We start from the raw sequence: 23,611 nt of genomic DNA on the forward strand, positions 1-23,611 counted from the left end.
GTTGAATGAGAAAGTACATTTATCGCTATAATTTAATTCTTAATTTATTATTTGGTTGTTTCTATTTGAGTAAGATTAATTAGTTCAAATTTAATACCAAATACTTGCAATAGAAAGGTTCAGTTACTTCCCCTATTAGTTTTATACCAATCAACCGTCTTCTCTAATCCTTCTATTGAAGAAAATACAGATTTATACCCTAATAGTTTTATTTTATCACTGTTATTTAAGGTCTGAGTACAGTATTTCTTAACCCTCATAGTAGAGATAGGAATATTTTTACCTGTTAAATTGCTAATTAAATCAAATGGAATAGCAAGGGCAAAAGCAAAAGTATAAGGAACTGCCAAACCCGCTTTTTTCCCAAATCTTTTCTCAATAATATTACTTATCTGCATAGTATTCATGTGAGGTGTATCCGAATAATTGTAGATTTCTATTCCTTTTTTTATTTTTCCCAATAAAAATACTGTTGCATTTGTTAAATTTTCAACGTAAGTTATAGATTTTAGGCTACTTTTGCTCTTTTGAATATTAAAATAAAAACCCGAATTAATTTGATTAATGAGTCGGTAGATATTACCATAGTTGTACTTGCCAAATACTACTGAAGGACGTAAATGCACTACTGAGATGTTTAAATTTTCTTTATACCAGTTTTCAAATAATTTTTCTGCCATAAGTTTTGATTTTCCATAAGGATTAGTAGGCTTTAAATTAGTCATTTTTTCAATACATTCTTCTTCTGTTTCCCCATATACTGATACAGACGAGTAGTTTATAAAAGTATGAATATGATGTCTCTTAGCTCCATTGATAACACTCTGAGTTCCATCAACGTTTGTTGAAAAATATTCACTTTCGTCTAAGGAAAAATCATCCCAAATTGCCGCCAAGTGAATAATTACATCACAATTTCTCATGGCATTAAATACTTGGCTTTCATTACGTATATCACCTTTTATATATATTGCATTTGAAATAATTTTTGGGTCTTTAAGGTCATAATTTATTATTTCATATAAACCCATCAAATCAAGCAATTGAATTAGATGAGTTCCTATAAAACCAGACCCCCCTGTTATAAAAATCTTCATATTTTTAAAAAGTTTTTTTTCTTTCTTATACTATTTCAATAGAAACTTAAAAAAATTGGTTAATCTTAAATAAAAATCGTTTAAAATAGAAAAAAATGGGTAACGAAAGGTTATTCATTTTCCAAGATTTATATATTTCAATATTACCAATTAATACATTTTTTATACTTTTGGTACTTTCCCCACCTACCCTCATTTTGACAAGAGTTTTATTCAAATATTGTGGTTGAAAGTTATATATTCTGAAAGCCCTTAACATTAATTCGTAATCGGAACTTATTTTAAAATTGGGATAATAAGTTCCGATTTTTTTATATATATCCTTTTTTAGAAAAAGAGTTGGATGGGGCATAATGAATCCATCTTCAAAAAAATTACCGTAAAATGGAACTGTTTTCCAAAATCGGACACTTTTTTCAGGGTTTTCAGAGTTAAAATACATCATGTTTCCATATACAGCATCAATTTTTTGATCATTCCTGAAAGTATCCATAATTGAGGATATAATATTATTATCATAGAATAAATCATCAGAATTCAAAATACCAATCACTTCTCCAGTAGCCAAGTATATACCTTTATTCATGGCATCATATATACCATTATCGGGTTCACTAATAAATTGAGAGATATTATCACGGAATTTATCTATGATATTTAAAGTATTATCATTTGAAGCTCCATCTACTACAATATACTCAATATTGTTATAATTTTGGTTTATGACAGACTCTATTGTACTAAGAATAGTGCTTTCAGAATTAAAGCAGACAGTTATGATGCTAATTTTCATCAAAAATTTGTATAAACTTTGAACTAAATTGGTTAACTCTATCATTGAAATTGTCAAAGATAGGTAGAACTTTAATATTTTTTAAAAGAAGCCTCATTAATATATTAGCCAATTGCAAATCATTTTCTGGATTAAAATAATAGGCTTTATCACCCATTTGTTCTTCATGAACTTCTATATCAGAACAAATTACCTGTTTTTGTAAAGTTTTGGCATCTTCAATACTGGTATTCCATCCTTCAAAAAAACTTGGTTGAATAATAGCTACTGAACTTTTTAAGAGTGACAATTGCTCTTCTCGAGGGATTAGCCCTAAAATTTTTACGTTATTTTCAATTTTATACTCTTTAATAAACTTTTCAATTTTAGGGTAAAAAGTCTTATCCCTGTAATCCTCCTTCTTGCCAGTAAATACAATCTCAAAATCTGTGTACCCTTTATCAACAATATTTTTAATTGCTTTTATAACTACGATATGATTTTTGTGCTTATAAAATTGATTAGAAACTATAAAAAATGGTTTAAGAATATTATATTTCTCCAAGACTTTCTCACTATCAGTGCATTGAATTAAATTTGCGTGTGAAACAAAATTCAGTACGTGTAAAGAAGCATGCGTTTGCTTGTAAAATCTAAATAAGTGAGATTTAGTGTCTTCACTTGATAGTACAATATCATCTGCATTCTTGAGAAGCTTATTAAACCTAAATTCTCGGACAAATCTGTTAAATCTGCTAAAAAAATTCGGATAAAACTTGTGCTGAAAATCGGTTATCCACCCAACTAATTTAGTTCGCTTTAGGGAATTCTTAAACAAAAGATCATTAACTGGAAAAATGCCATCAAGCGAATGAGTAGATTGCAAACGATTAATGAAATAATTAGTTTGTGTAACTATACTTAATAAGTACAACTTCAATAAATTTGGGTAAACTGTTTTTTCAAATTTTATATCATTATAATTTTTGAAAATACTAAGATGTTTTTGTGTTGTATTGTCATAAAACAGGATTATTGATGGTTTATCATTGTCGGGTAAATTAGACAATGATTTTACAATATTATTTAGGTAATATACAACACCCAAATCGTCGTTTATCATTAAAAATCCGATCCTTTTTCTATCTGCTTTAGCCATGTACAATAGTTTATTAACCCTTTGATGATGTTAATTTTGCTTACATATCCAATAGTTTTCAATCTGGATACATCTGCTTGCCAATTTTGGGGGTCTCCTGCTCTTTGTTCACCCTTAAAATCTACAGTTATATTTCGGCCTAATACTTCGAAGAATAGTTCAGTTACATCCTTAATTTTCCATTCTCTACCATTTCCTACATTCAGAATCGGAAAGGCAAACTTGGGTGGAATGATTAATAATTTTATAATTTCAACAATGTCTCCTACTTCAATAAAATCTCGTGATTCATTTCCACTTCCCCACAACTCAATTTGCTCTGTATTTCTACTCTTATTAAACAAATCCCAAAACAACTGTTTTTTTAAACCTACGCCGTAAGCTGAAAAAACTCTTAATGAGCAAGTGTCTATTCCGTAAAACTCCGTAAACTGTTCACATATTTGTTCAGCATAGAGTTTGTGTTTACCATAAGGAGACAGTGGTGCCAAGTACTGAGACTCAACAATAGGCAATGAATTTGGATTTCCATAAACTGCAGCACTCGAAATATTGATGTATCGGCAAGTGGGACAAAAGCGGTGGATAGCCTCCAACAGTTTATAGACATTCACTGTATTTAACTGAAAATCTCTTAGTGGGTGTAAGATTGAATCTGGAACGCTTGCCGCTCCTGAGCAATTAATACAAATATCAAATTTATATTGCTGAAACACCTCTGAGAAATCGGCATTTGTAGCATCAATGACTTGATAATTAGGAGTATCATAATCTTGAATGACATCGCAACCAAAAACAAAAAAAGAGGATTCTTGAACAAACGTTTTAAGAACGTGAGAACCGATGAAACCTTTTGAACCTATAATGAGGACATTCATACTATTCTTTTAAAGCAATAAAACTATATAATTTCCCAGGCAATGTTTCTAAACGATATTGGTTTACTTTCCACAGTAAATTTACTGTTATTAAATTACAGAATGATTTTCCGAATTTATTAGTAATAAGTTCGGAAACTCTTTTTTTACTCCAAGGCGAATAATTGATAGTGGATTGACTGGGTGACAATATTTTTTTTATGATTAAATTTGCGTTTAAAATAGCTCCCTCATATTCACGGAATAGAAATGCATTCTCCCCACCATAGTATTCATGTAAGGGATGACTTTTAAGAAAAAGCTCTTTATCTTTTTTATCTTTGATCACATGGTCACGTACAGTCATCAAAAACCCTCCTTTTTTCAAAACTCGAGCTGCTTCTTTAAGAAAATTGTCTAAATGATGAGCATGGTGCATTACTTGTCTTCCATAAACAATATCAAAGCTTTCGTCTTCAAATGGCAAATTTTCGCCAAATGCCTCTATTATGGTTATATTATTTAGTTTATAATGACTTGCTAAAAACTTAATTGCCCCACTTCCTACGGTATTACTCGTGTCAGGTTCTAAAGCCGTTACTTCATAACCATTCAACGCAAATGCAAGAGATGATATACCATTACCTGCTCCAATATCTAAAACTTTGATAGTTTTTTTATTTGGAATTAATGAAGATATTTCTTTAAAGGTTTCTGCCCATTCTTCACTATTCTTGAATCTTTCGATATTATCGATTAAATCTTCCTCTAAGTACGCATCCCTTGAAATTTGTTTGTTTTTAGGTTGCGACCGAAAATGAATTACTGTTTCTTCCCAAGTCATTTTACTCATATTTATCAATCTGTTTTACTATTCTTGCAGGATTACCTGCTACTATCGTAAAAGGTGGAACATCTTTTGTTACTACGCTTCCCGCAGCAACAATTGCCCCTTCTCCTATTGTTACGCCTTTCATAATAAATGAATGCATCCCTATCCAAACATTATTTTTAATAACAATAGGGCGAGATTCAACATCAGACCAATCCTTATTTATTAAATAATTGCCATTATGATATTTATAGTCGTAAAGAACTTGACGAATATCTTTTTGCCGACTTTTATAGTTCAAAGAATGAGAGTTATGATCGTAAAATGTAACACCCCATGCAACTAATATATCATTTTCAAATGTTATTTTACTTTTACAAATTATTGTACTATCACCAATATAAACTCTGTTACCAATTGACACATTTCCTTCTGTACTTTCGAATATTATTGATGCTCCTATAATTGATTCCTCTCCAATATCTACTTGATTAAAACTGGGATTAACTATATTAAAATTATTTAGAAAAACTGTATCCTTTCCAATACTAAGATTTCTTTTATATCTAAGATTAGGGCTTATTAATTTATTCAAAAAAAAGTTTATTATTTTTCTCATATTTAAACAATAAATTTTTTAGAAATTGCATTCCAACTCAACTCAACTTCCACATACTTTTCTCCTTGCATTCCCATTTCATTTCTTAATTTTTCATTATTTATCAATTGTGTAAGGGCATCCTTCAACGCTAAGAGATTACCGCCTTCAATCATTATTCCATTTTTGTATTTCACTCTCTCTGGCATAAAATGGCTACAAATTATAGCACATCCACAAGCAGAAGCATCAATGGTACTATTGGTAGTGTGGTCGGGCCAAACAGAAATATCTGCGGCATTATAAACTGCTGGTAGTTGGTCAATTGATACTGCTTTTTTTATAATAACCCTGTTTTTACTCTTTTTAATAGCATCGTCAAGTTTAGCTTTGTATGTTTTGGCAACGTCCCCCACTAAAAGAATTACGATTTTTTTATTCAAAACACTCTCGTCATTTAAGGCTTCAAAGATAAGATGAACTTTTTTATCTTCATACATTTTACCTGTATATACAATTAATATCTCATCATTTTTGATGTCGAGTTCATTTCTATAAGCAATTCTTAGTTGTTCACTTTTCTTAAAGATATTAATGTCAGTACCTAATGGAATCATTTCTACTTTGTTACCAACAATGCCGAAATTATCCCGCATTACATCAATGCAAGTTTCTGAAATACCTACTAATTTATGAGCAACTTTCATAAATCTTTTAGCAAAGAGTATCCTGAATACCCAAAATAAAATAGCGGATAGTTTACTTTTGCGAACTAAATTTAAGGTAGTGTGGTCGTCAAAAATAATCGAGCAGTTTAATTTCTTATAAAGAAACAAAAGCCTAATAGATTGCCAACTGAGAATTCCGTGTGATACAATTAATTCTGGTTTCAATTCAAGTATTTTTTTTTCAAATCCTTTTAACCAAATTAAGCCAGTATATCTTCGAGGCGTTCCTTTTAGGCGGTGTATAGGAACATTATAATCATTCAAAAAGATACCAGTTCCGACATGTTTATCTCCAATAATGTGTTTTACGGTATTATCATAATCAGGATAGTCAAAATGAACATCAGACGAGATAAAGTGTACTTCATGACCCATCTTTTTCCATTCTAATCCTAAATAATAGTCTTGATAACCGAGTTTATCTTGATAGTGAACGTTAATACTAATTATTCGCATATTGGGGTATTGAACAAATAAGTGCAACCATTATCCACAATGGATAAGCCAAGAATACACCTCCAGAAGTTAAAGAGAGAAGAAAATATCCAAGTAAAGCTATCCAAAGTGGAAACACTATTTTTTTTTGCTCTGTATTAAATTTAAAAAAATTGTTAACTGTTGTAAAAAACAATAGTATTATCAAAGTTATCCCTGTTAAACCAGTTGACATTAAAACATCTAAAAATAAATTGTGTGCGTATGTATGTGCTTTCATTGTGGACTCTTCATAGTCTGCAACGAAACTGTCTCCAAATATTGGATTATCAGTAAATTGCCTCCAAGCACTTGCCCATATATAATCTCTGTCCTCTTTCTGCCCTTCTTGTGTTGATTCCAAAGAAACATTTAATCGGTTTACTATTTCAAAATCTATATCACTTAAATATGTATTAATGAAAAAGCTAAAAAAAGAGATAAAAATAAGAATATAGAATAAGAATTTACCCAAAAAATTAATAGATAAGTTCTTATATTTAAAAAAAAAGAAAATAATGTAAAATAATAATATAACAAAAAAAAGTAGCGGACCTCTTGAAGCACCCAATATCAAATTAATTACTCCAATAAATAAACTCATTAATAAAATATATTTGGGGAATACTATTTTTGATTCATTCTTAAAAAGCAAAAAAAATATTGATAATAGACTCAGTAATTCACCAAATTGTCCAATTGTAATTGGATTAATAATCTGTACCGTTTCTCCATTTATTTCGACATTGGCATATGCTCTTGTCAAGAACATACTGAATATACCGTCGGTAGAAAAAAGTAAAAGATTTGTAATGATACAGACATTAGCAATTAATAATACCCAAAACAGATTTTTTGTTATTCTTGGTAAATATATAAATTTAGAGTTTAAAAATATCGAAATGGTTGGTATTAAACACATGCCGAAAGCAAAAGAATAGACATAGAATGCATCTGTATTTAAAAAAACTTTTCCTTTAAAACTAATATCACTAATAATCCTATAACTATAAACCATCCAAAACAACATAAAAACAAACATTGAAATTTTTATGTTTCTAACTTTTCTATGTATTATAAGATATAAACTTACACATAGATAAACTACTCTAAAACTGAGGTTTATGGGTGTTGAATCTACTTTCAATAAGACAGGAATCATTGCCTGAATAGGGTATCCAAAACAAATTAGTAGAATTAGCCACTCCGTCAAAAACTCAGAATATTTTACATTTGAATTTGAACCTATTGTGCTTGTATTTGATAGAGTTGTTCCCACTTTGATAAATTATACAATCTCCACATTTGATATATATTTAAGTTCTTGGGAGTTTTTGAAAAATATTTTTTTAGAATTTTAGAACTGTCAATGCTTTTTTCAATTTCTGGCATTAAATCTTTCATCCATTCATCAATAGGTGCCGCAAATCCGATTTTATTTTTACGCCATACAATGCTTTCAGGTAACTCTTTATCAACAGATTTTCTAAGTATCCATTTTGACCATCCATCTCTTATTTTGAAGGCACTATTTATTGACAAACTTGCCTCAACTAATTCCCAGTCCATAAATGGCAGTCTGGTTTCAATTGAAAAAGCCATTGAATTTTTATCTTCAAAACGTAACAATGAAGGTACTTGAGTTTTTGTGATTTCTAATTTTTGTAAATCTGTAACGTTTTTATATGCTTTCCCATATTCTTTTAAAATATTTACATTTACTAAATTTTCATACTCACTTTTTAGTGTATTGAAACTATTAAGTTGTTTTAAACGACGAAGTGATGGATTTGTAAAATATAGAATATTTTTAACTATTTCAAGGTATGATAGATGATAGTTTTCTTTTATTTTTTTAATTATTTTGAGAGAATTCAATAATCCATTTTGATATAAGATAGTTGGGATGTATCTAATATATCCCAATAATGACTCATCGGCAGCTTGTCCATCTAAAAGTACAGTCACACCTGATTCTTTGGCTATTTTCATTACAAAGTACTGCATAAATACCGTAGGTCCAATAAATGGATATTCTTGTGTATAAATAACTTTATCTAAATATTCAATGAAAGTGCTTGTTTCAGGCTTAGTTATATACCAATCTAAGTTTAACGAGTCTGAAACAATTTTTGCATATTGGTATTCGTCAAATTCTTTTTGAATACTTTGAGCAGTTATGGCAGCAAATGGTTGTTCTGTACTTTGTTTATTTAATTTATTGGCAATTGCTGCAATAGATGAACTATCAAGACCACCACTTAAACAGGTTCCAACTTTAACATCAGAACGTAAACGGTATTTTACAGATTGTTCAAATATTTTTTTATAGAGATTAATAGAATCTTCTTCGTTAAGATTGGTAATTTCTTTGGATATCCTTATCTCATAATATTTATTAATTTCAAATGTATTATTCGACAAATTATAAATTAAATTATGTCCTCCTAATAGCTTACGAATACCTTTAAAAAAGGTTTGGTCGTCATAATCCATCATATTTGAAACCAAATAATTTATAGCAACTGTATCATTTATTACAAACTTTCTATCATTGGTACTCAATATTTGTTTGATTTCAGAGCTAAATAAAAAACAGTCTTCAGTTAACTTATAGTAAAAAGGCTTCACCCCAAATCTATCCCGTGAGCAAAATACGATATTTTTCACTTTATCATAAATTGCAAATGCCCACATTCCATTAAATTTATTTACACAATTGTCTCCCCATTCATCGTATGCTGCTAATATAACTTCGGTATCACTATCAGATTTAAAATTATATCCTAAGAGTTTGAGTTCTTCCCTTATTTCTATATAATTATAAATCTCTCCATTGTAGGTAATAAAATATTTATCAAGCCAAGACATTGGTTGTTTCCCAGCTATGCTAAGGTCAAGAATAGCTAATCTTCTATGCCCCAATGCTACATTATTATCTATAAAATGTCCTTCGCCGTCAGGTCCACGATGCTTGGCAGCATCAGTCATTTTTTTTATGGACTCTAAAACTAATTCATAAGGCAGTTTTTTTTTGTAAACTATTCCTGCTATTCCACACATAGATTTGTTAGTTTAGAGTTATTGATTAGACTTCATAAAAATCCTTTATACTATTAGAGATATACAAGACTTGATCCTCACTCAATTCAGGGTAAATTGGAAGTGAAAGTATTTTTTGTTGATTTTCTTCAACTACTTTAAAATCATTTTTATCAATTTTTAAATACTCGTAGGCTTTCATAAAAGGTAGCGGTGTTGGATAATGAATTTCACAGGCTATCTCTTTGCTTTGCAAAAATGCTCTTAACTCATCTCTTCTTTCCGCCTTAATTACGTACAAATGATAACTATGTTTTGTATTCGGACGTACTTTAGGTAATTCTATGTTTTCAATTCCTGCTAAATATTTATTATATAAATCTGCCTTTTGATTACGTTCTGCAGTCCACTTCAATATGTATGGCAACTTAGCAGACAATATGCCTGCTTGTAAGCCATCTAAACGACTATTGATTCCTTCAATAATGTGAGTATGTTTTACTAATGCACCATGTGTTGAATACATTCTGCATTTTTCTGCCAATGAATCGTCATTAGTAAGAATACAACCTGCATCTCCATAAGCTCCTAAATTTTTGCCTGGAAAAAAACTAAACGTTGAGGCGATTCCAAACAATCCTGCTCTTTTACCTTGATATTCAGAGAAATGCGATTGAGCGCAATCTTCTATTAGATACAGATTGTACTTTTCACAAATTTGTTTGATTGTATCAATTTCAGCCATTTGTCCGTATAGATGTACTGGCATTATAGCTTTTGTACGATGGGTAATTTTACTTTCTATTTTTGAAACATCAATAGTAAAATATTCATCCACATCAATAAATATAGGGGTAGCTCCAGTTTGAGAGATAGTTTCTGAGGTTGAAATCCAACTATTGGCAACTGTAATAACTTCGTCTCCTTCTTTAATCCCCAACATTTTCATTATGATGTATATGGCATCTGTACCATTTGCAACTCCAATGCAATGTTTCACTCCGTACAATTCTGAAAATTCTTTTTCAAATTGTTGTACGTATTTGCCTTTGATAAAGGCTGTATCTTCTATTACTGAAGCAATTGCATAGTCAATATCTTTTTTTATTGATTGATATTGAACTTTTAAATCAACAAAAGGTATTTTCATTTCTACTAAATTTCGACTTAACAAGAACAAAATATTTATAAATCAACTTATTTTAACTGTATATATTTAACAAATGGTCTAAGAGATTTTAGTAACTTTCTGGGTAATAAATTTCTTACTATTTCTTTGATAAATATTATAAATCTCCAGACATATATCTTCAAACTAATAATTATATTGTCTTCTATATAGCTACTATTCTTATCGTCAGCATAATTTTTTATTGTTAATACCGATTCTGGAGGGGTAGAATTTTTATCTATTAATGAAAAATATTCCGCTCCTACGTGAATATCGTTGTTATTACTTTTTATAAATTTATACCAATCTAACTTATGCCCAGACTCATACTTCTGATGCAGAAATATAAGATCACTTTGTTGTGACGAATCAAAATCATTGGGAAATTCATCTTGAACCCTATTAATGGTTAACGTCAGACATTTGCTATTTTTAAAACTACTTAACATTGAAGCATAAGAAGACTTTTCTTTACTTATTGAAGAGGCTAAAAATGATTCAAATCTGTTAGGGTTTATTATTTCTTTTTTACCTGTTAAATAGATCAAAACTGTGCTTTTTTTGTAAATTGAACCACTTACGTCCCAAGGGTAATTCCAGTGAATATGTTCATTATTAATATGTTGCCAATCCCATAAAAGATATTTATTATCTATTATGTTCACCTTCGGAAGGTAGTTAATTCCATGCCCTAATCTTAAACTAAAACCAAAAAGATTATTATTCAATGTAAGTTGTCTAATACAATCGTTTACATCAAAAAAATCCTTAAAGAAAACATCATCGCAACCAAAAAGTATAAAATTTTCAGACTTATTTACTATATTTAATAAATCTAAATAAAAATCTTTTTCCTTTACCCACCGAATGTCGCTAAATTGATTAATTACACTTTCATATTTTATGTCTTCAGATTCAACATATAATACATTAATGAATTCTTGTTTAATTCCAGAATAATAAATAAGGCTCTCCAAGTATGCATGTAACTGTAGAGGTCTCTCTTTAGAAAAGCAAATAACACTTAACATTTATTTTACATTTAATATGAATATATAACATCATTCTTTTTCCAATCTAACCAGACATTAATTAGTTCTTCAGAAAGATGTTTTCCTAGTATTGGAACTAAATATGTTTCTTCAAAATCAAATGGGTAATTTTGCATAATATCTATTTCATCATTGTACCAGCTTTCATTTAGTGCATCCATAAACAAATGCTGTTTTAAACCTTTATCATAATATTCCGGTGTTGATCTTCCAGGTACTGCCCATCCTTGATGAATAAATCTAATATTTGTTTTTGCAAAAGAACACTCTCTATGTTCTCTAATGAATTTAAACGCATTCAGAAACTGAGTTTGCTCGTCTCCCATTCTTTTCACCTTTTTGAAATTATTTAACCAAAAATCTTTTCTATATATGGCGAAAGCTACTATCCAGAATATCCCAATATTAGACAAATCACATAATGATGAACTGAAGTAATTTACTTCATTATTATTAGGCAAATAAATTATTTTTTCACTTTCTAAGGGTTGTTCTAAAATATTCCACCAAAATTTTAGAATAACACAATTATTATTGATTAGGTTATGTTTAATTAATTCTAAATTCAATGATTGAACAAGCCATACATCATCTTCTAAAAGAAGAAAATAATCTCCATTTTCATTCAACAATTCATTGAACCAAAACTCAGCAGGTTCGATGTATTTGCGTTTTATTTCCTCAAATTGCTCATTCCTTAAAAGTTCAAATTTATTATCATCTGCTCCAGAAGAAATCCATTTAACATCTGGATGTATTTCTTCCAATTTTTTAATATATTTACTTAATGTTCCATCATCTAAAATAATAATATTCGTATAGTTAGATATATTAAACTTTATGGAACGAATACATCTGTCTAAGTAAAATGGGCGGTTAAACGATTTAATGTATATGTTCATATTTTAAAAACTTATTGATAATGAAAATGATTTTTAGTTCGAGATATTAATCTAACTTGAGCACAATATAAATGGTATCATGTGCAATTCTAAAAAATGAATGAGGATAATAATTTTTAACATAGTTTACAACTTCATCTACTGTAGGATAATCATCTTTATCTATAAATAATCTTGCATCATCAATCAGTAATAAATGCTCATAAAAATCACTTGTAAGTATAGCTTTTAGTTCATCGTATATCGGGCATATTTTATTTCCAAGTGCTGTAAATCCTCCTGAATAATGACCATCAAGCCAAAAAATACAAGGTTCATTAATAGTTCTTAATACTTTACTTAATTCAAGACTACTGTCTCCCTTGATCAATTCAATGTGTGGAAAAGCCTTGAATTTTTTTTTTGCTCTTTTCCACAACGTTTCCGAAAGTTCAATTGATATAATTCTTTTAAAATTATTTGTTTGAGCTTCTATCATATCACCGAGATATGTACCCGTTTCAACAAGTATACTATATTTTAGTTCTTTTTGGTATTTTTCAATAAAATATTGTTTAACAAACGGTGGCGGTGGCACAGGACTTCCATCTTTTTCCCACTTTAACACTGATTTATATTTTTCTTCAAATGACCCTATTTTTATTGAATTTGCTCTTTTAGAAGCCTTATATATTCTAATCTTATCTAATACGTTATTAATAATATTCATTTTCTTATGTTTTATAATTAATACTTTTTTATTTGTCTATTTTTCTAATGGAATAAAATATTGAAATAAATTCTCTCATATATATTTTGAATCCTGTAACTAAAATTATTCCAAAAACTGTTACGCAAAAGAAAATATATTTTGTTTCATTTAATTTATATTTTATTAAATAAAGCATAAATAAACTTTCAACAACTATCATAAATACGACAATAAAATCTTTTAAGTTAAATAATAACATGATTTTATAAAAACTTCCTTCATGTTTATAAAGAAGAAATAATGTGCTAATTATTAATGAAAAAGATGGTGCAAGTATTGTAAAATTTCCATCAATAGTACCTATTACAAAACAAAGTATTAAATTCGATAATGCCATAATAATGTGACAAAATGTGTTTAAAGATATTTTTTGCACAGCAATATTATAATAATATGCAGGATTTACGCAAGAATTGAAAAGCCAGCCTATTATCAAGGTTATACAAATAAAAATAAACTCAGTATTTACTTCTCCTATAAGAAATTTAGATACTGATGGTAAAAGTGTAATGAGTGCCATTGCAGCAAAAGAGTAACCTAAGAAGGAGAATCGGAATAAAATCTTATATAACTTCACCTGTTCTGCAATGAATAATTTAGCATTGAATGAAGCAAAGATAGGAATAGTAACTTGTAATATTGATAAAAAAGGGTTTCTTAATTGCATGGCTAATTTATTTGCCATTTCATAGTACCCTACAGTTGAAATCCCTCCAAACTTAGACAATGCTAACTTTGTAACTGGATCAAAAAATAGCATCACTAAACTTGACATTTGGTAATTCATACTCGGCAATAATATTTTTTTGATAGTTGTAAGGCATACTTTATTACTAATTAGTATAGAATAAAGATTGATTTTTTTAAACAAAAATAGCAACCCTAAAAAACAAATTAATAAAAATTGAATAATTTGAGCATACGCAGCACCTACAATACCATACTTTGGAAGTAAAAAAAAATTAAATATTACAAAAACCAAAAATCCAATAATTAATATAATACTTCTGACAAAGGTATAATTCAACCCCTCAATAAAACCTATAATTATTGAGCTAATATTAGAAATCCAAATAGAGAGTAGAATGAAAGGCATTAATACTATACTTTCTTGATAAAGATTATCTTCGTTTACAAAATATATTAATCCATATTTTAATATAAAATATATTAAAATAATCATTGGTAATGACACTATAAAAGACATTGAAAATCCTGTAAAAATAAGATTGTCAAATGTAACATTGTCTTTTTTTGTTTTAGCATCTGCTATTAAGGGAACAATACTTGCATTAAAATTTATAAGACCTGCACTTATTAAGGATGAGACACTTGTAACTATTGACCAAACACCTAACTGCTCAACACCAAGTTTCAAGTTGATGTAACGATACAAGAAAAAGTTTCCCAATAAAAAAACTAAAAATTGAATAATTGCAAACAACATATTCTTACTTATACTTGGCTTTATCATATTTTCTTTCTTTGCTTAGCAGGGTTACCAATATATATACCCGATTGAATAATATCCTTGGTCACAACTGCTCCAGCCCCAATCACAACATTATCACAAATTGAAACAGGTAATATTGTTGCATTACTTCCAATGGAAACATTATTTCCAATAAGAGTAGACCTCCATTTTGTTTTATCTCCTCTCGCAGGTCCACCTTCAGAAAATAAGTCATTGATAAACATGACACCGTGACCAATAAAACAATCATTACCAATTGTTACTAATTCGCAAATAAAACTATGGGATTGAACTTTACAGTTTTTACCAATTGAAACATCTTTCTGGATTTCTACAAAGGGACCAACAAAAGTATTATCACCAATTTCACAACCGTATATATTACATGGATTAATAACAGTTACATTATTACCAAATGTAACCTCTTTAATTCCAACATCAAGCATTTTTGGATTCATGGGCAGCAGCACTATATATTTTATCTATTATTTCAACCGTTTTTAACCCTTCAAAACCGTTTGCTGAAATTGAAGCATTATTTAACAATACATCAACAACGTTTTCATAGATTTTATCATGGTTAGACATTGACCCTTGATATGTACCATAATTATTTGATTTATTTCCTTCGGCAAGGTTTTCAATTTTATAATCTTCAATATTTTGGTATTCTAATTCATTCAAATACTGCCCTCCAATTTTTACAGTACCTTTTTCGCCAAAGATAGTTAAAGAACCTTCCATGTTTTTATCGTAGCTATTTACAGTATAATTCATAGTACCTATTACTCCGTTATAAAACTCTAAAATAGCAACACCAGTATCATCGAATTCTATAATCCCTTTATGAGCATAGTTATTGTTAAAAGAATGAACTTTTTTAACATCACCAATCATCCAATATAGGAGGTCAATAAAATGACTAAATTGAGTATAAAGAGTTCCTCCATCCATCAATTTAGTACCCTTCCAAGAATGAGCATAATAGTCTTCATTTCTGTTCCAGAAGCAACTCAACTGAACGCTATATATTTTTCCTAATTTTCCAGTTTCAATGGCTTTTTTAACTGCTTCTACTGGTGGATTGAAACGATTTTGTTTAATAACGAATAGTCTTTTATTGGCTTTTTCTGCTGCTTTAATCATTTCACCACAATCATGAACGTTTATCGCCATTGGCTTTTCACACAATACATTGAAGCCGTTTTTCAAGGCTTCGATTGCATGAATGGCATGTAATCCATTAGGTGTACAAATAGAAACAATATCGACTTCCTTTTCATTTTGAAGTAGTTCTGATAACTCGGTATAATAACTTACCCCTCCATGATTCTCAGATAATGCTTTGGCTTTTTTAACATTATTATCACAAACTGCTACAAGTTCTCCAAATTTAACTATGTGTTCAGCGTGACGTTGAGCTATTCTACCACATCCTATAATTACAAATTTTATTTTATTCATTACTATTTAAGATTATTCTTTTTTATGTGAGTCTATTTGAATTAAAACCTTAGTTACCAATTCTTTTTTAACCCTAAATGAAAACAATAATTATCATTATAAAACTCGCCATTATCCATTGATACAGACAACTTTACCATTGAGTTTTCCAAAAATGATGGTGAGTAATTTAAACTCATCAGACCTGAGAATTGATTTTTTACTTTTACAAGTGGATATGGATAAGTTCCAGCATTTCTGCTATTTGAAATTCTAATTTCTGAATTTATACTACTATTAATAGTGCCAAAAATTCCCAAATAAAATGCTTCAACTCGATTATTATTAAAAAATAAATTTGGAGCATTAGTAATAATAATTGAAGTATTATTGATAAATGCCGTTCCTATGGACGTTTGATTATATGACCAACCGTCTCTATAAACACCATTATTAAAATAATTATCTCCTCCTCTAAGGCGAGAATTAGTGTTATAAGAACCAATTGCACCACCTTGACTTAAAGTATTTAAATACTCAAAAACAACTTTTTGCAACCTTAATTTTGAATCATTTTTTTTTTTATTGGTAATAGATACTCCATTCAATCCATCAGTAATGTTACTTAAATAAGCCAAAGAACCATCTTCAAAAATGCTTTGTCTATAAATCAAAATTGAGAACGATTTCATACTTACATCAAATCCAAAATCAAGAGTTCCTAAATGATTTCCAGAGCGGTTTGTGGCTTCGTATCCTCCAACCTTACTTGTATCTCCTTCCGCTCCCAAACTCCTACCTAAGATAACGTTAGTATAATCATTAAAGCTCGAGCCCACTTTACCACCTATTCCTGATTGATTTTTCGGATCTGGATACAATAATTCTCCTCCCCATTGCACTTGATGATTAAAGCCTCCATAAAAATGGAATTTCCAATCAGGCTTTCCTAATCTAAAATACAAACTTTTTTGATGTAAATAAAAGTTTTTCACATCAGTCCGATTATTCTCAAACCACCCATGTGCATAATTACCTTTGAAAGATAAAAAGCTTTTGGTAAATCCTAAAGGGACAAAATTAGGCGTTGAGATTTGAATTTTAGGTATCGGCATTGCATTTCCCGACCAAATATATGAACCCGATGATAGTGTTGTATCTACTAATCCAAATATTTCTTTTCGCCTTCCTGCGTAAATTTCAAAAGCACCATATTTGGCTTTTACATAAGCTTCGGGGATCAATACTTGATTTTCATTTCCTATATTCCCCACTACATTCAATCCATATCCCCAATCAAATTTTGATAATTTATAATGGTCTTCTTTGGTAATTGCTTTTTTATAATCAGAACTTATAGTTCCTCTGAGCGTCAAAATTGGTGATTGAGAGGGAACAATTCCATATTGGTTTGCTCGTAACCAAAAAGGCGTTTCACCATTTGTGGACAATATCGTTCCTATCTCTGCAGTATATTTAATCTCTCTTTTTACCTCTTCACTTTGAGCAAAGAGATTAAAAAAAATAGAAGATAAAAATATGGTAAAAACTGCCTTCAAATTATTTATTTTTAAAAATAGCAATATCGGCTTGCATCATATCATCTACCAAAGCATTTAAGTCATATTTAGGAGTCCAGCCTAATTTAGTCATTGACTTTGTTGGGTCACCTATTAATAGTTCGACTTCGGTTGGTCGGAAATATTTTTCATCAACTGAGACAACTATTTTACCTATTTCTACTTGGTATTCATTATTATGACAAGCAACTACTTTTCCAACTTCATCTACACCTTCACCTTCAAAGACAACCTCTATGCCTAAATAAGCAAAAGACATTCTTACAAACTCTCGTACTCTCGTAGTTACTCCTGTAGCAATTACATAATCTTCTGCAACTTCTTGTTGCAAGATTAACCACATTGCCTCAACATAGTCTTTAGCGTGCCCCCAGTCTCTTTGTGCATCTAAGTTGCCAAGATATAATCGTTCTTGTTGTCCTAAGGCAATTTGTGATACTGCTCTTGTAATTTTACGTGTAACGAATGTTTCTCCTCTTAAAGGAGATTCATGATTAAATAAAATTCCATTAACTGCAAACATATCGTAAGCTTCACGATAATTAACGGTTATCCAATAACCATACAATTTAGCGACAGCATAAGGAGAACGTGGATAAAATGGAGTTGTTTCTGACTGAGGAACTTCTTGTACTAAACCATATAGTTCAGACGTAGATGCTTGATAAATTTTGGTTTTCTTTGTTAAACCTAATAGCCTTACTGCTTCTAAAATTCTTAAAGTACCAATACCATCCACTTGTGCTGTGTATTCTGGTTCATCAAAAGAAACTTTCACATGAGACATGGCTCCCAAGTTATAAATTTCATTAGGTTGTACTTCTTGAATAATTCTAATGATATTCGTTGAATCACTTAAATCCCCATAATGAAGAATGAAACGAACATCATTTTCGTGTAAATCTTCGTAAAGATGATCTATACGATGAGTATTAATTAAAGAACTTCTTCTCTTAATTCCATGAACTTCATAGCCTTTTGAAAGTAGTAACTCTGCTAAATATGCTCCGTCTTGGCCAGTAATACCTGTAATTAGTGCTTTTTTCATTAAATCTTAATATAGTTTATGGATAAGCTAATTTAGTCTTTTAAAATAGTAATATATTGATATATCTATTCTAAAATTTAGAATAAAATCACTTATTTACAAAGGTAATAAATGAATATGGCTAAGACAAAACAATATTTTCACACAGTCCAAATGTTGTTACACAACCGCCTAATAATCAATCAAGTAAATTAAAAATAACTATAAATAAATCTATTAAACGGCAAGCAATTAGAGCCTTGCATCAACTAATGATTTATCTAATACACCTTTTATATCAAATACTACTGCATTCTTATTTTTGAAATTTTCTAAGTTAAGTAAAGTATACTCATCATGTGAAACAGCTAATAAAATTCCATCGTATTTTTTTTCAACCTTTTCTAACAAGTCAATTCCATACTCTTCTTTAACCTCATGCTTATCAGCCCAAGTATCATATACATCTACATTTATCCCAAACTCTCTTAGTTCATTATATACATCAACTACTCTTGAATTACGAATATCTGGGCAATTTTCCTTAAAGGTGACGCCTAATATTAAGACATTACTTCCTTCTATTTTATGTCCTTTTTTAATTAATAGCTTAATCAGTTTATTCGCTACAAATATTCCCATATTATCATTCACTCTTCTTCCTGAAAGAATAACTTGTGGATAATAACCAAGACTTTCTGATTTATGAAGTAAATAATATGGGTCAACTCCAATACAATGTCCTCCAACAAGACCTGGTTTAAATTTTAAGAAATTCCATTTTGACCCTGCGGCTTCTAATACTTCTGAGGTATCAATACCCATTTTATCAAAGATTAAGGCTAACTCATTCACAAAAGAAATATTGACATCTCTTTGTGCATTTTCAATGGCCTTACTGGCTTCTGCAACTTTCATTGAGGTTGCTTTATAAGTGCCTGCTTCAATGATTGAGCTATATAAAGCATCTACAAAATCAGCAATTTCGGGAGTAGAGCCAGAGGTTACTTTTTTAATTTTAGTGAGCGTATTTACTTTATCGCCTGGGTTAATTCTTTCTGGAGAATATCCACAGAAAAAGTCTTCATTGAATTTCAGTCCACTTTCTTTTTCTAAAACAGGAACACAATCTTCTTCTGTACATCCAGGATAAACGGTTGATTCATAAATGACAGTATCTCCTTTTTTTAGGATACTTCCAACTGTCTTACTTGCCGAAATTAATGGTTTCAGGTCTGGTTTTTTATATTTGTCAATAGGGGTTGGGACTGTAACTATAAAAACATTACAAGACTGCAGTACATTAATATCCATTGAAAAACTTAATCCTTTAGATGATTTAAGTTCTTCCACTGTCATCTCTTGGGTTCTATCATAACCTTTTATAAGCTCAGTAATGCGAAGTTGATTAATATCAAACCCTAATGTTGTATATTTCTTCCCAAACTCAACAGCAAGAGGTAAACCAACATATCCAAGACCAATTATTGCAATTTTAATATTTTCTGATTGAAGAGAATTATACATGAAATAGACTATTGAAGATTAAATAAATTTTGTTCTATGGGTAGTAAATAAAACTTTTATACTAAGACTACTTTACAAAGATAACTATCTAAAAAGCAAGTATCCAAATACAGTCTATTTTAATTGGATACTTGATTAATTGTTCTGAAAATATTTAAAATCATAAATAGCAATAGATAGTCTATTTTAGACTATAATATTATTCATAATAAATATCAACCCCAATAGATTTTAACTCATTTTTTACTAAATTCGAAAAAACTATCTAAGAAAATTAATCCATTGAATACACAAACTACTTACAATCCTACCCGCTGGGGAATACTCGCTTGCGGGAATATAGCTGAAAAGTTTGCTGATGATTTAGTCGCTCATGTACCTGATGCGGTTGTTTATGCAGTCGCTTCACGAGACTTAAAAAAGGCTCAGACTTTCGGAGAACGCTACCAGTCTACAAAAGCATTTGGAAGTTATCAAGAATTGGTTGATTGCCCTGAAGTTGATGTCATTTATATTGCATCGCCTCATGCTCAGCATTATGAGCATACGCTTCTTTGTCTGGACGCTGGTAAACCTGTTCTTTGCGAAAAAGCTTTTGCCATTAATATGGAAATGGTATCTGAAATGATTTTGAAGGCTCGTGATAAGAATTTATTTCTAATGGAGGCTATTTGGACGAGATTCCATCCTGCCATTGCTCAAACCTTAGAAATTATTCAGTCTGGTCAAATTGGAAAAATTATTCACGTTGCAGCCGATTTTGGTTTTTTAGCAACTTACGATGAAAATGCAAGATTATTTAATCCGTCGTTAACGGGTGGTTCTTTGTACGACATTGGTATTTATCCTCTATTTATTAGTAAATTATTATTGGGTAATCCCAAAGAAATCAAAGCATTAGCTACGCTTGCTCCTACGGGTGTAGATATGAACACCTCAATGGCTTTAAATTATGATAATGGTGCAACAGCCTCATTATTCTCAACTTTTGCTGCTCAAACAGATACAACTTGTACCATCTATGGCACAAAAGGTAAAATATTCTTGCATGGTCGTTTTCATGAAACAAAAGGTTTGACTTTGCAAATTGAAGAAGAAGAACCTCAATTTTTTGAAACAGAAAGATTAGGACATGGCTATTCTTACGAAATTGAAGAAGTCCAAAGATGTCTAAAAGCAGGCATGACGGAAAGTGATAAACTACCACTTCAATTCAGTTTGGAGCTAATGGAACTTCTTTGCGAAATTCGGAAGCAAATTGGTGTAGTCTATCCTCAAGAAAATATATAAAATAAAACGAGACTCTGAATCACTTCAGAGTCTCGTTTCTAAAATATCACAAACGAAAAGGTAATAGTTTTTCAAAATTCCCATTGATAAGTAAACTCGTTCTTTTTACCTAACACTGAATCTTTAATATAAAGCGTTTAACGCTATTTTATCATAACTTGAGAATGGAACATTACCACCTGCACAAGAAATCATAAATGAAGCATTATCAATGGTTGATGGTGTTCCAGGAATTAAAATTGCTCCAACTCCCGCAGTGCCTTCGTTGCCACCTCCACAAACACGAGCCATATAATCGGTATGACGGAAACCAATACAGTGACCTACTTCGTGCGTTAAGACGGTTGCGACAAATCCTAAACTTGGACTTGCTCCAAATGTTGAAGGCTTCATTTTAACAGTTCCGTAAGGATTTCCTGATGATGTTGGAAAACCTGCCGAACCTAAAACACCACTTGGTAAAGTTTCATCTTTTGTAATATTGATAGTCGCTGTTCCACTGGTAACACGCTGAAATGTCAATAATAATCCTTGTGAATTGTAACGTGCAATCATCTCGTCAGTTGCTTGAACAAAAATAGTTGGAAGTGTTGTCGCAACTTTTACTTTAATCACTCTTGGTAATCCTGTTACTAAACGAGTAGTACGGTACTGTTCTTCTCTTGGAGCAGCCTTATCAAACATTAAAGCCCCTTTTGCCAAATCTTCTTCGGTTAAAAGTACATCCTTTTCTACTAAATAGCCTTCAGCTACCTTCAGAGCATTATTTGGATTAAATCCCAATGCTTTGATTTTGGCTGCTGCAACACTCGATATTGCTTCTTCCTTAGGAGCAACTGACGACTCACTAATATCTGAACATGAAGCAAAAAAAATAGAACCTGTAATTAAGGTAGCGGTAAATAATCTTAGATTCATAATTGTTGTTTGTTTTAATAATATGAAGTTTGTGATATTACATTTTGAAAAAACAATGAGATTCCATCTCTCAGAAAGTATCTTTCTAAGAGCCATTAAGCCAACAATAAAATTTTTAAGGAAACTATTTAAGGAAGATTGCGGATAATATTGTTCATTTAAGAACAACAAGAGCAAGTTATGGTTTTACAATATTATAACCAAATTTTTTTTGAAATATTTTAAATACAATATATTGATAACGCAAAAAATAAGAATTAATCGACCAATTTTATATTTAACTATTATTTGTATTGCTTAAATAAAGCTATCATATTAGTGCTAAAACAAGTATATTATGCTATTATTCAACTCAAACAAGGTATTTACTCAAACAACACTTAAAAACATAAACATTATTGCCATTTTTAGGAAATGCCTCAATAACTTCATAGCCAACTTGTGTTAAAAGCTCTGATAATTCATCTTTTGTAAAAAGTCTTCTTCCGCATCCTTCATGAATTTCACCTACTGAAACTGCCATTACTTCTTCAATAAATAATTTTGCATCTCTTTTAAGAATTCTCATAATATCTTGGAGAATTAATTTGGGATGAGAAAACTCATGCAAAGAATTAATTATCAACACTTTATCAAATGTATTTTGGGGCAAGTTAGTTGTTCTTTCTGTACCAATAACGGGAATAAATGTTCCCACAATCGTTTTTTTCAATAGTTTCTCATAATACTGAACGCCATAATCTATTTCTTCTTGATTACAATTTTGTTCATCAATATCCTGAATATAAAAGGTTAGATTATCAACCTGTGAAGCAAACCAAATTTCCCAAACGCCACTACTCGCCCCAATGGAGGCAATAGTTTCATTTTCTTTGAATTGAAAGGTTTGGAGGGACTTTTGCATTGGGTTATTATTT

General features: G+C 30.2%; 21 protein-coding genes and 1 pseudogene. 1 reads left to right on the forward strand and 21 read right to left on the reverse strand.

Annotated features, from left to right (window positions below; all coding sequences use genetic code 11):
- Positions 1-119 precede the first annotated feature (119 nt).
- From VB796_RS19575 to VB796_RS19665, 19 genes and pseudogenes are all read right to left on the reverse strand, one after another.
- Positions 120-1,097, reverse strand: coding sequence for an NAD(P)-dependent oxidoreductase (locus tag VB796_RS19575; RefSeq protein ID WP_323348279.1), 978 nt, complete (start codon positions 1,095-1,097; stop codon positions 120-122).
- Between the two features lie 46 nt (positions 1,098-1,143).
- On the reverse strand, positions 1,144-1,890 hold the full coding sequence (locus tag VB796_RS19580; RefSeq protein WP_323348280.1) for a glycosyltransferase family 2 protein: 747 nt from the start codon (positions 1,888-1,890) through the stop codon (positions 1,144-1,146).
- A complete protein-coding gene (locus tag VB796_RS19585; RefSeq protein ID WP_323348281.1) occupies positions 1,880-3,028 on the reverse strand; it encodes a glycosyltransferase family 1 protein in 1,149 nt (382 codons plus the stop codon). Before VB796_RS19585 ends, VB796_RS19580 begins: the two co-directional genes overlap by 11 nt.
- A complete protein-coding gene (locus VB796_RS19590) occupies positions 2,992-3,906 on the reverse strand; it encodes an SDR family oxidoreductase (RefSeq protein WP_323348282.1) in 915 nt (304 codons plus the stop codon). Before VB796_RS19590 ends, VB796_RS19585 begins: the two co-directional genes overlap by 37 nt.
- A gap of 1 nt (position 3,907) precedes the next feature.
- On the reverse strand, positions 3,908-4,729 hold the full coding sequence (locus VB796_RS19595; protein WP_323348283.1) for a class I SAM-dependent methyltransferase: 822 nt from the start codon (positions 4,727-4,729) through the stop codon (positions 3,908-3,910).
- A 1-nt stretch (position 4,730) separates the two neighbouring features.
- A pseudogene (locus VB796_RS23800) lies at positions 4,731-4,904 on the reverse strand (DapH/DapD/GlmU-related protein); the annotation flags it as partial.
- A gap of 434 nt (positions 4,905-5,338) precedes the next feature.
- Positions 5,339-6,499: a glycosyltransferase family 4 protein gene (locus VB796_RS19605; RefSeq protein WP_323348285.1), complete on the reverse strand. Its 1,161-nt coding sequence runs from the start codon at positions 6,497-6,499 to the stop codon at positions 5,339-5,341.
- A complete protein-coding gene (locus tag VB796_RS19610) occupies positions 6,486-7,796 on the reverse strand; it encodes an O-antigen ligase family protein (RefSeq protein ID WP_323348286.1) in 1,311 nt (436 codons plus the stop codon). The genes VB796_RS19605 and VB796_RS19610 overlap by 14 nt, the downstream gene beginning before the upstream one ends.
- Complete coding sequence (asnB, locus tag VB796_RS19615) at positions 7,763-9,580, reverse strand: asparagine synthase (glutamine-hydrolyzing) (protein ID WP_323348287.1); 1,818 nt, start codon at positions 9,578-9,580, stop codon at positions 7,763-7,765. Before asnB ends, VB796_RS19610 begins: the two co-directional genes overlap by 34 nt.
- Positions 9,581-9,605: 25 nt before the next feature.
- A complete protein-coding gene (locus VB796_RS19620; protein WP_323348288.1) occupies positions 9,606-10,709 on the reverse strand; it encodes a DegT/DnrJ/EryC1/StrS family aminotransferase in 1,104 nt (367 codons plus the stop codon).
- 47 nt (positions 10,710-10,756) lie between these two features.
- Positions 10,757-11,761 carry a hypothetical protein gene (locus tag VB796_RS19625; RefSeq protein WP_323348289.1) on the reverse strand — a complete coding sequence of 335 codons (1,005 nt, stop codon included), beginning with the start codon at positions 11,759-11,761 and terminating at the stop codon, positions 10,757-10,759.
- An 11-nt stretch (positions 11,762-11,772) separates the two neighbouring features.
- Positions 11,773-12,684 (reverse strand): glycosyltransferase family A protein, encoded by a 912-nt coding sequence (locus tag VB796_RS19630; RefSeq protein ID WP_323348290.1) that lies wholly within the window; start codon positions 12,682-12,684, stop codon positions 11,773-11,775.
- A 46-nt stretch (positions 12,685-12,730) separates the two neighbouring features.
- Positions 12,731-13,393 (reverse strand): hypothetical protein, encoded by a 663-nt coding sequence (locus tag VB796_RS19635; RefSeq protein WP_323348291.1) that lies wholly within the window; start codon positions 13,391-13,393, stop codon positions 12,731-12,733.
- A 28-nt stretch (positions 13,394-13,421) separates the two neighbouring features.
- Complete coding sequence (locus VB796_RS19640) at positions 13,422-14,909, reverse strand: oligosaccharide flippase family protein (protein ID WP_323348292.1); 1,488 nt, start codon at positions 14,907-14,909, stop codon at positions 13,422-13,424.
- Complete coding sequence (locus tag VB796_RS19645) at positions 14,906-15,355, reverse strand: acyltransferase (RefSeq protein ID WP_323348293.1); 450 nt, start codon at positions 15,353-15,355, stop codon at positions 14,906-14,908. The genes VB796_RS19640 and VB796_RS19645 overlap by 4 nt, the downstream gene beginning before the upstream one ends.
- On the reverse strand, positions 15,348-16,373 hold the full coding sequence (locus VB796_RS19650) for a Gfo/Idh/MocA family oxidoreductase (RefSeq protein ID WP_323348294.1): 1,026 nt from the start codon (positions 16,371-16,373) through the stop codon (positions 15,348-15,350). The genes VB796_RS19645 and VB796_RS19650 overlap by 8 nt, the downstream gene beginning before the upstream one ends.
- 53 nt (positions 16,374-16,426) lie before the next feature.
- On the reverse strand, positions 16,427-17,911 hold the full coding sequence (locus tag VB796_RS19655; protein ID WP_323348295.1) for a capsule assembly Wzi family protein: 1,485 nt from the start codon (positions 17,909-17,911) through the stop codon (positions 16,427-16,429).
- A gap of 1 nt (position 17,912) precedes the next feature.
- On the reverse strand, positions 17,913-18,980 hold the full coding sequence (gene gmd, locus VB796_RS19660; RefSeq protein WP_323348296.1) for a GDP-mannose 4,6-dehydratase: 1,068 nt from the start codon (positions 18,978-18,980) through the stop codon (positions 17,913-17,915).
- Positions 18,981-19,211: 231 nt separating this feature from the next.
- A complete protein-coding gene (locus VB796_RS19665; protein ID WP_323348297.1) occupies positions 19,212-20,486 on the reverse strand; it encodes a nucleotide sugar dehydrogenase in 1,275 nt (424 codons plus the stop codon).
- A 282-nt stretch (positions 20,487-20,768) separates the two neighbouring features.
- On the opposite strand from VB796_RS19665, the gene VB796_RS19670 reads away from it, so the two are divergent.
- Positions 20,769-21,776: a Gfo/Idh/MocA family oxidoreductase gene (locus tag VB796_RS19670; RefSeq protein ID WP_323348298.1), complete on the forward strand. Its 1,008-nt coding sequence runs from the start codon at positions 20,769-20,771 to the stop codon at positions 21,774-21,776.
- Between the two features lie 123 nt (positions 21,777-21,899).
- Here the strand turns inward: VB796_RS19670 and VB796_RS19675 are convergent, their stop codons facing one another.
- Positions 21,900-22,694, reverse strand: coding sequence for a M57 family metalloprotease (locus VB796_RS19675; protein WP_323348299.1), 795 nt, complete (start codon positions 22,692-22,694; stop codon positions 21,900-21,902).
- 352 nt (positions 22,695-23,046) lie between these two features.
- Positions 23,047-23,598: a class I SAM-dependent methyltransferase gene (locus tag VB796_RS19680; RefSeq protein ID WP_323348300.1), complete on the reverse strand. Its 552-nt coding sequence runs from the start codon at positions 23,596-23,598 to the stop codon at positions 23,047-23,049.
- Positions 23,599-23,611 lie beyond the last annotated feature (13 nt).

Source organism: Arcicella sp. LKC2W (assembly GCF_034931005.1).
In the GTDB taxonomy this organism is placed as follows: domain Bacteria; phylum Bacteroidota; class Bacteroidia; order Cytophagales; family Spirosomataceae; genus Arcicella.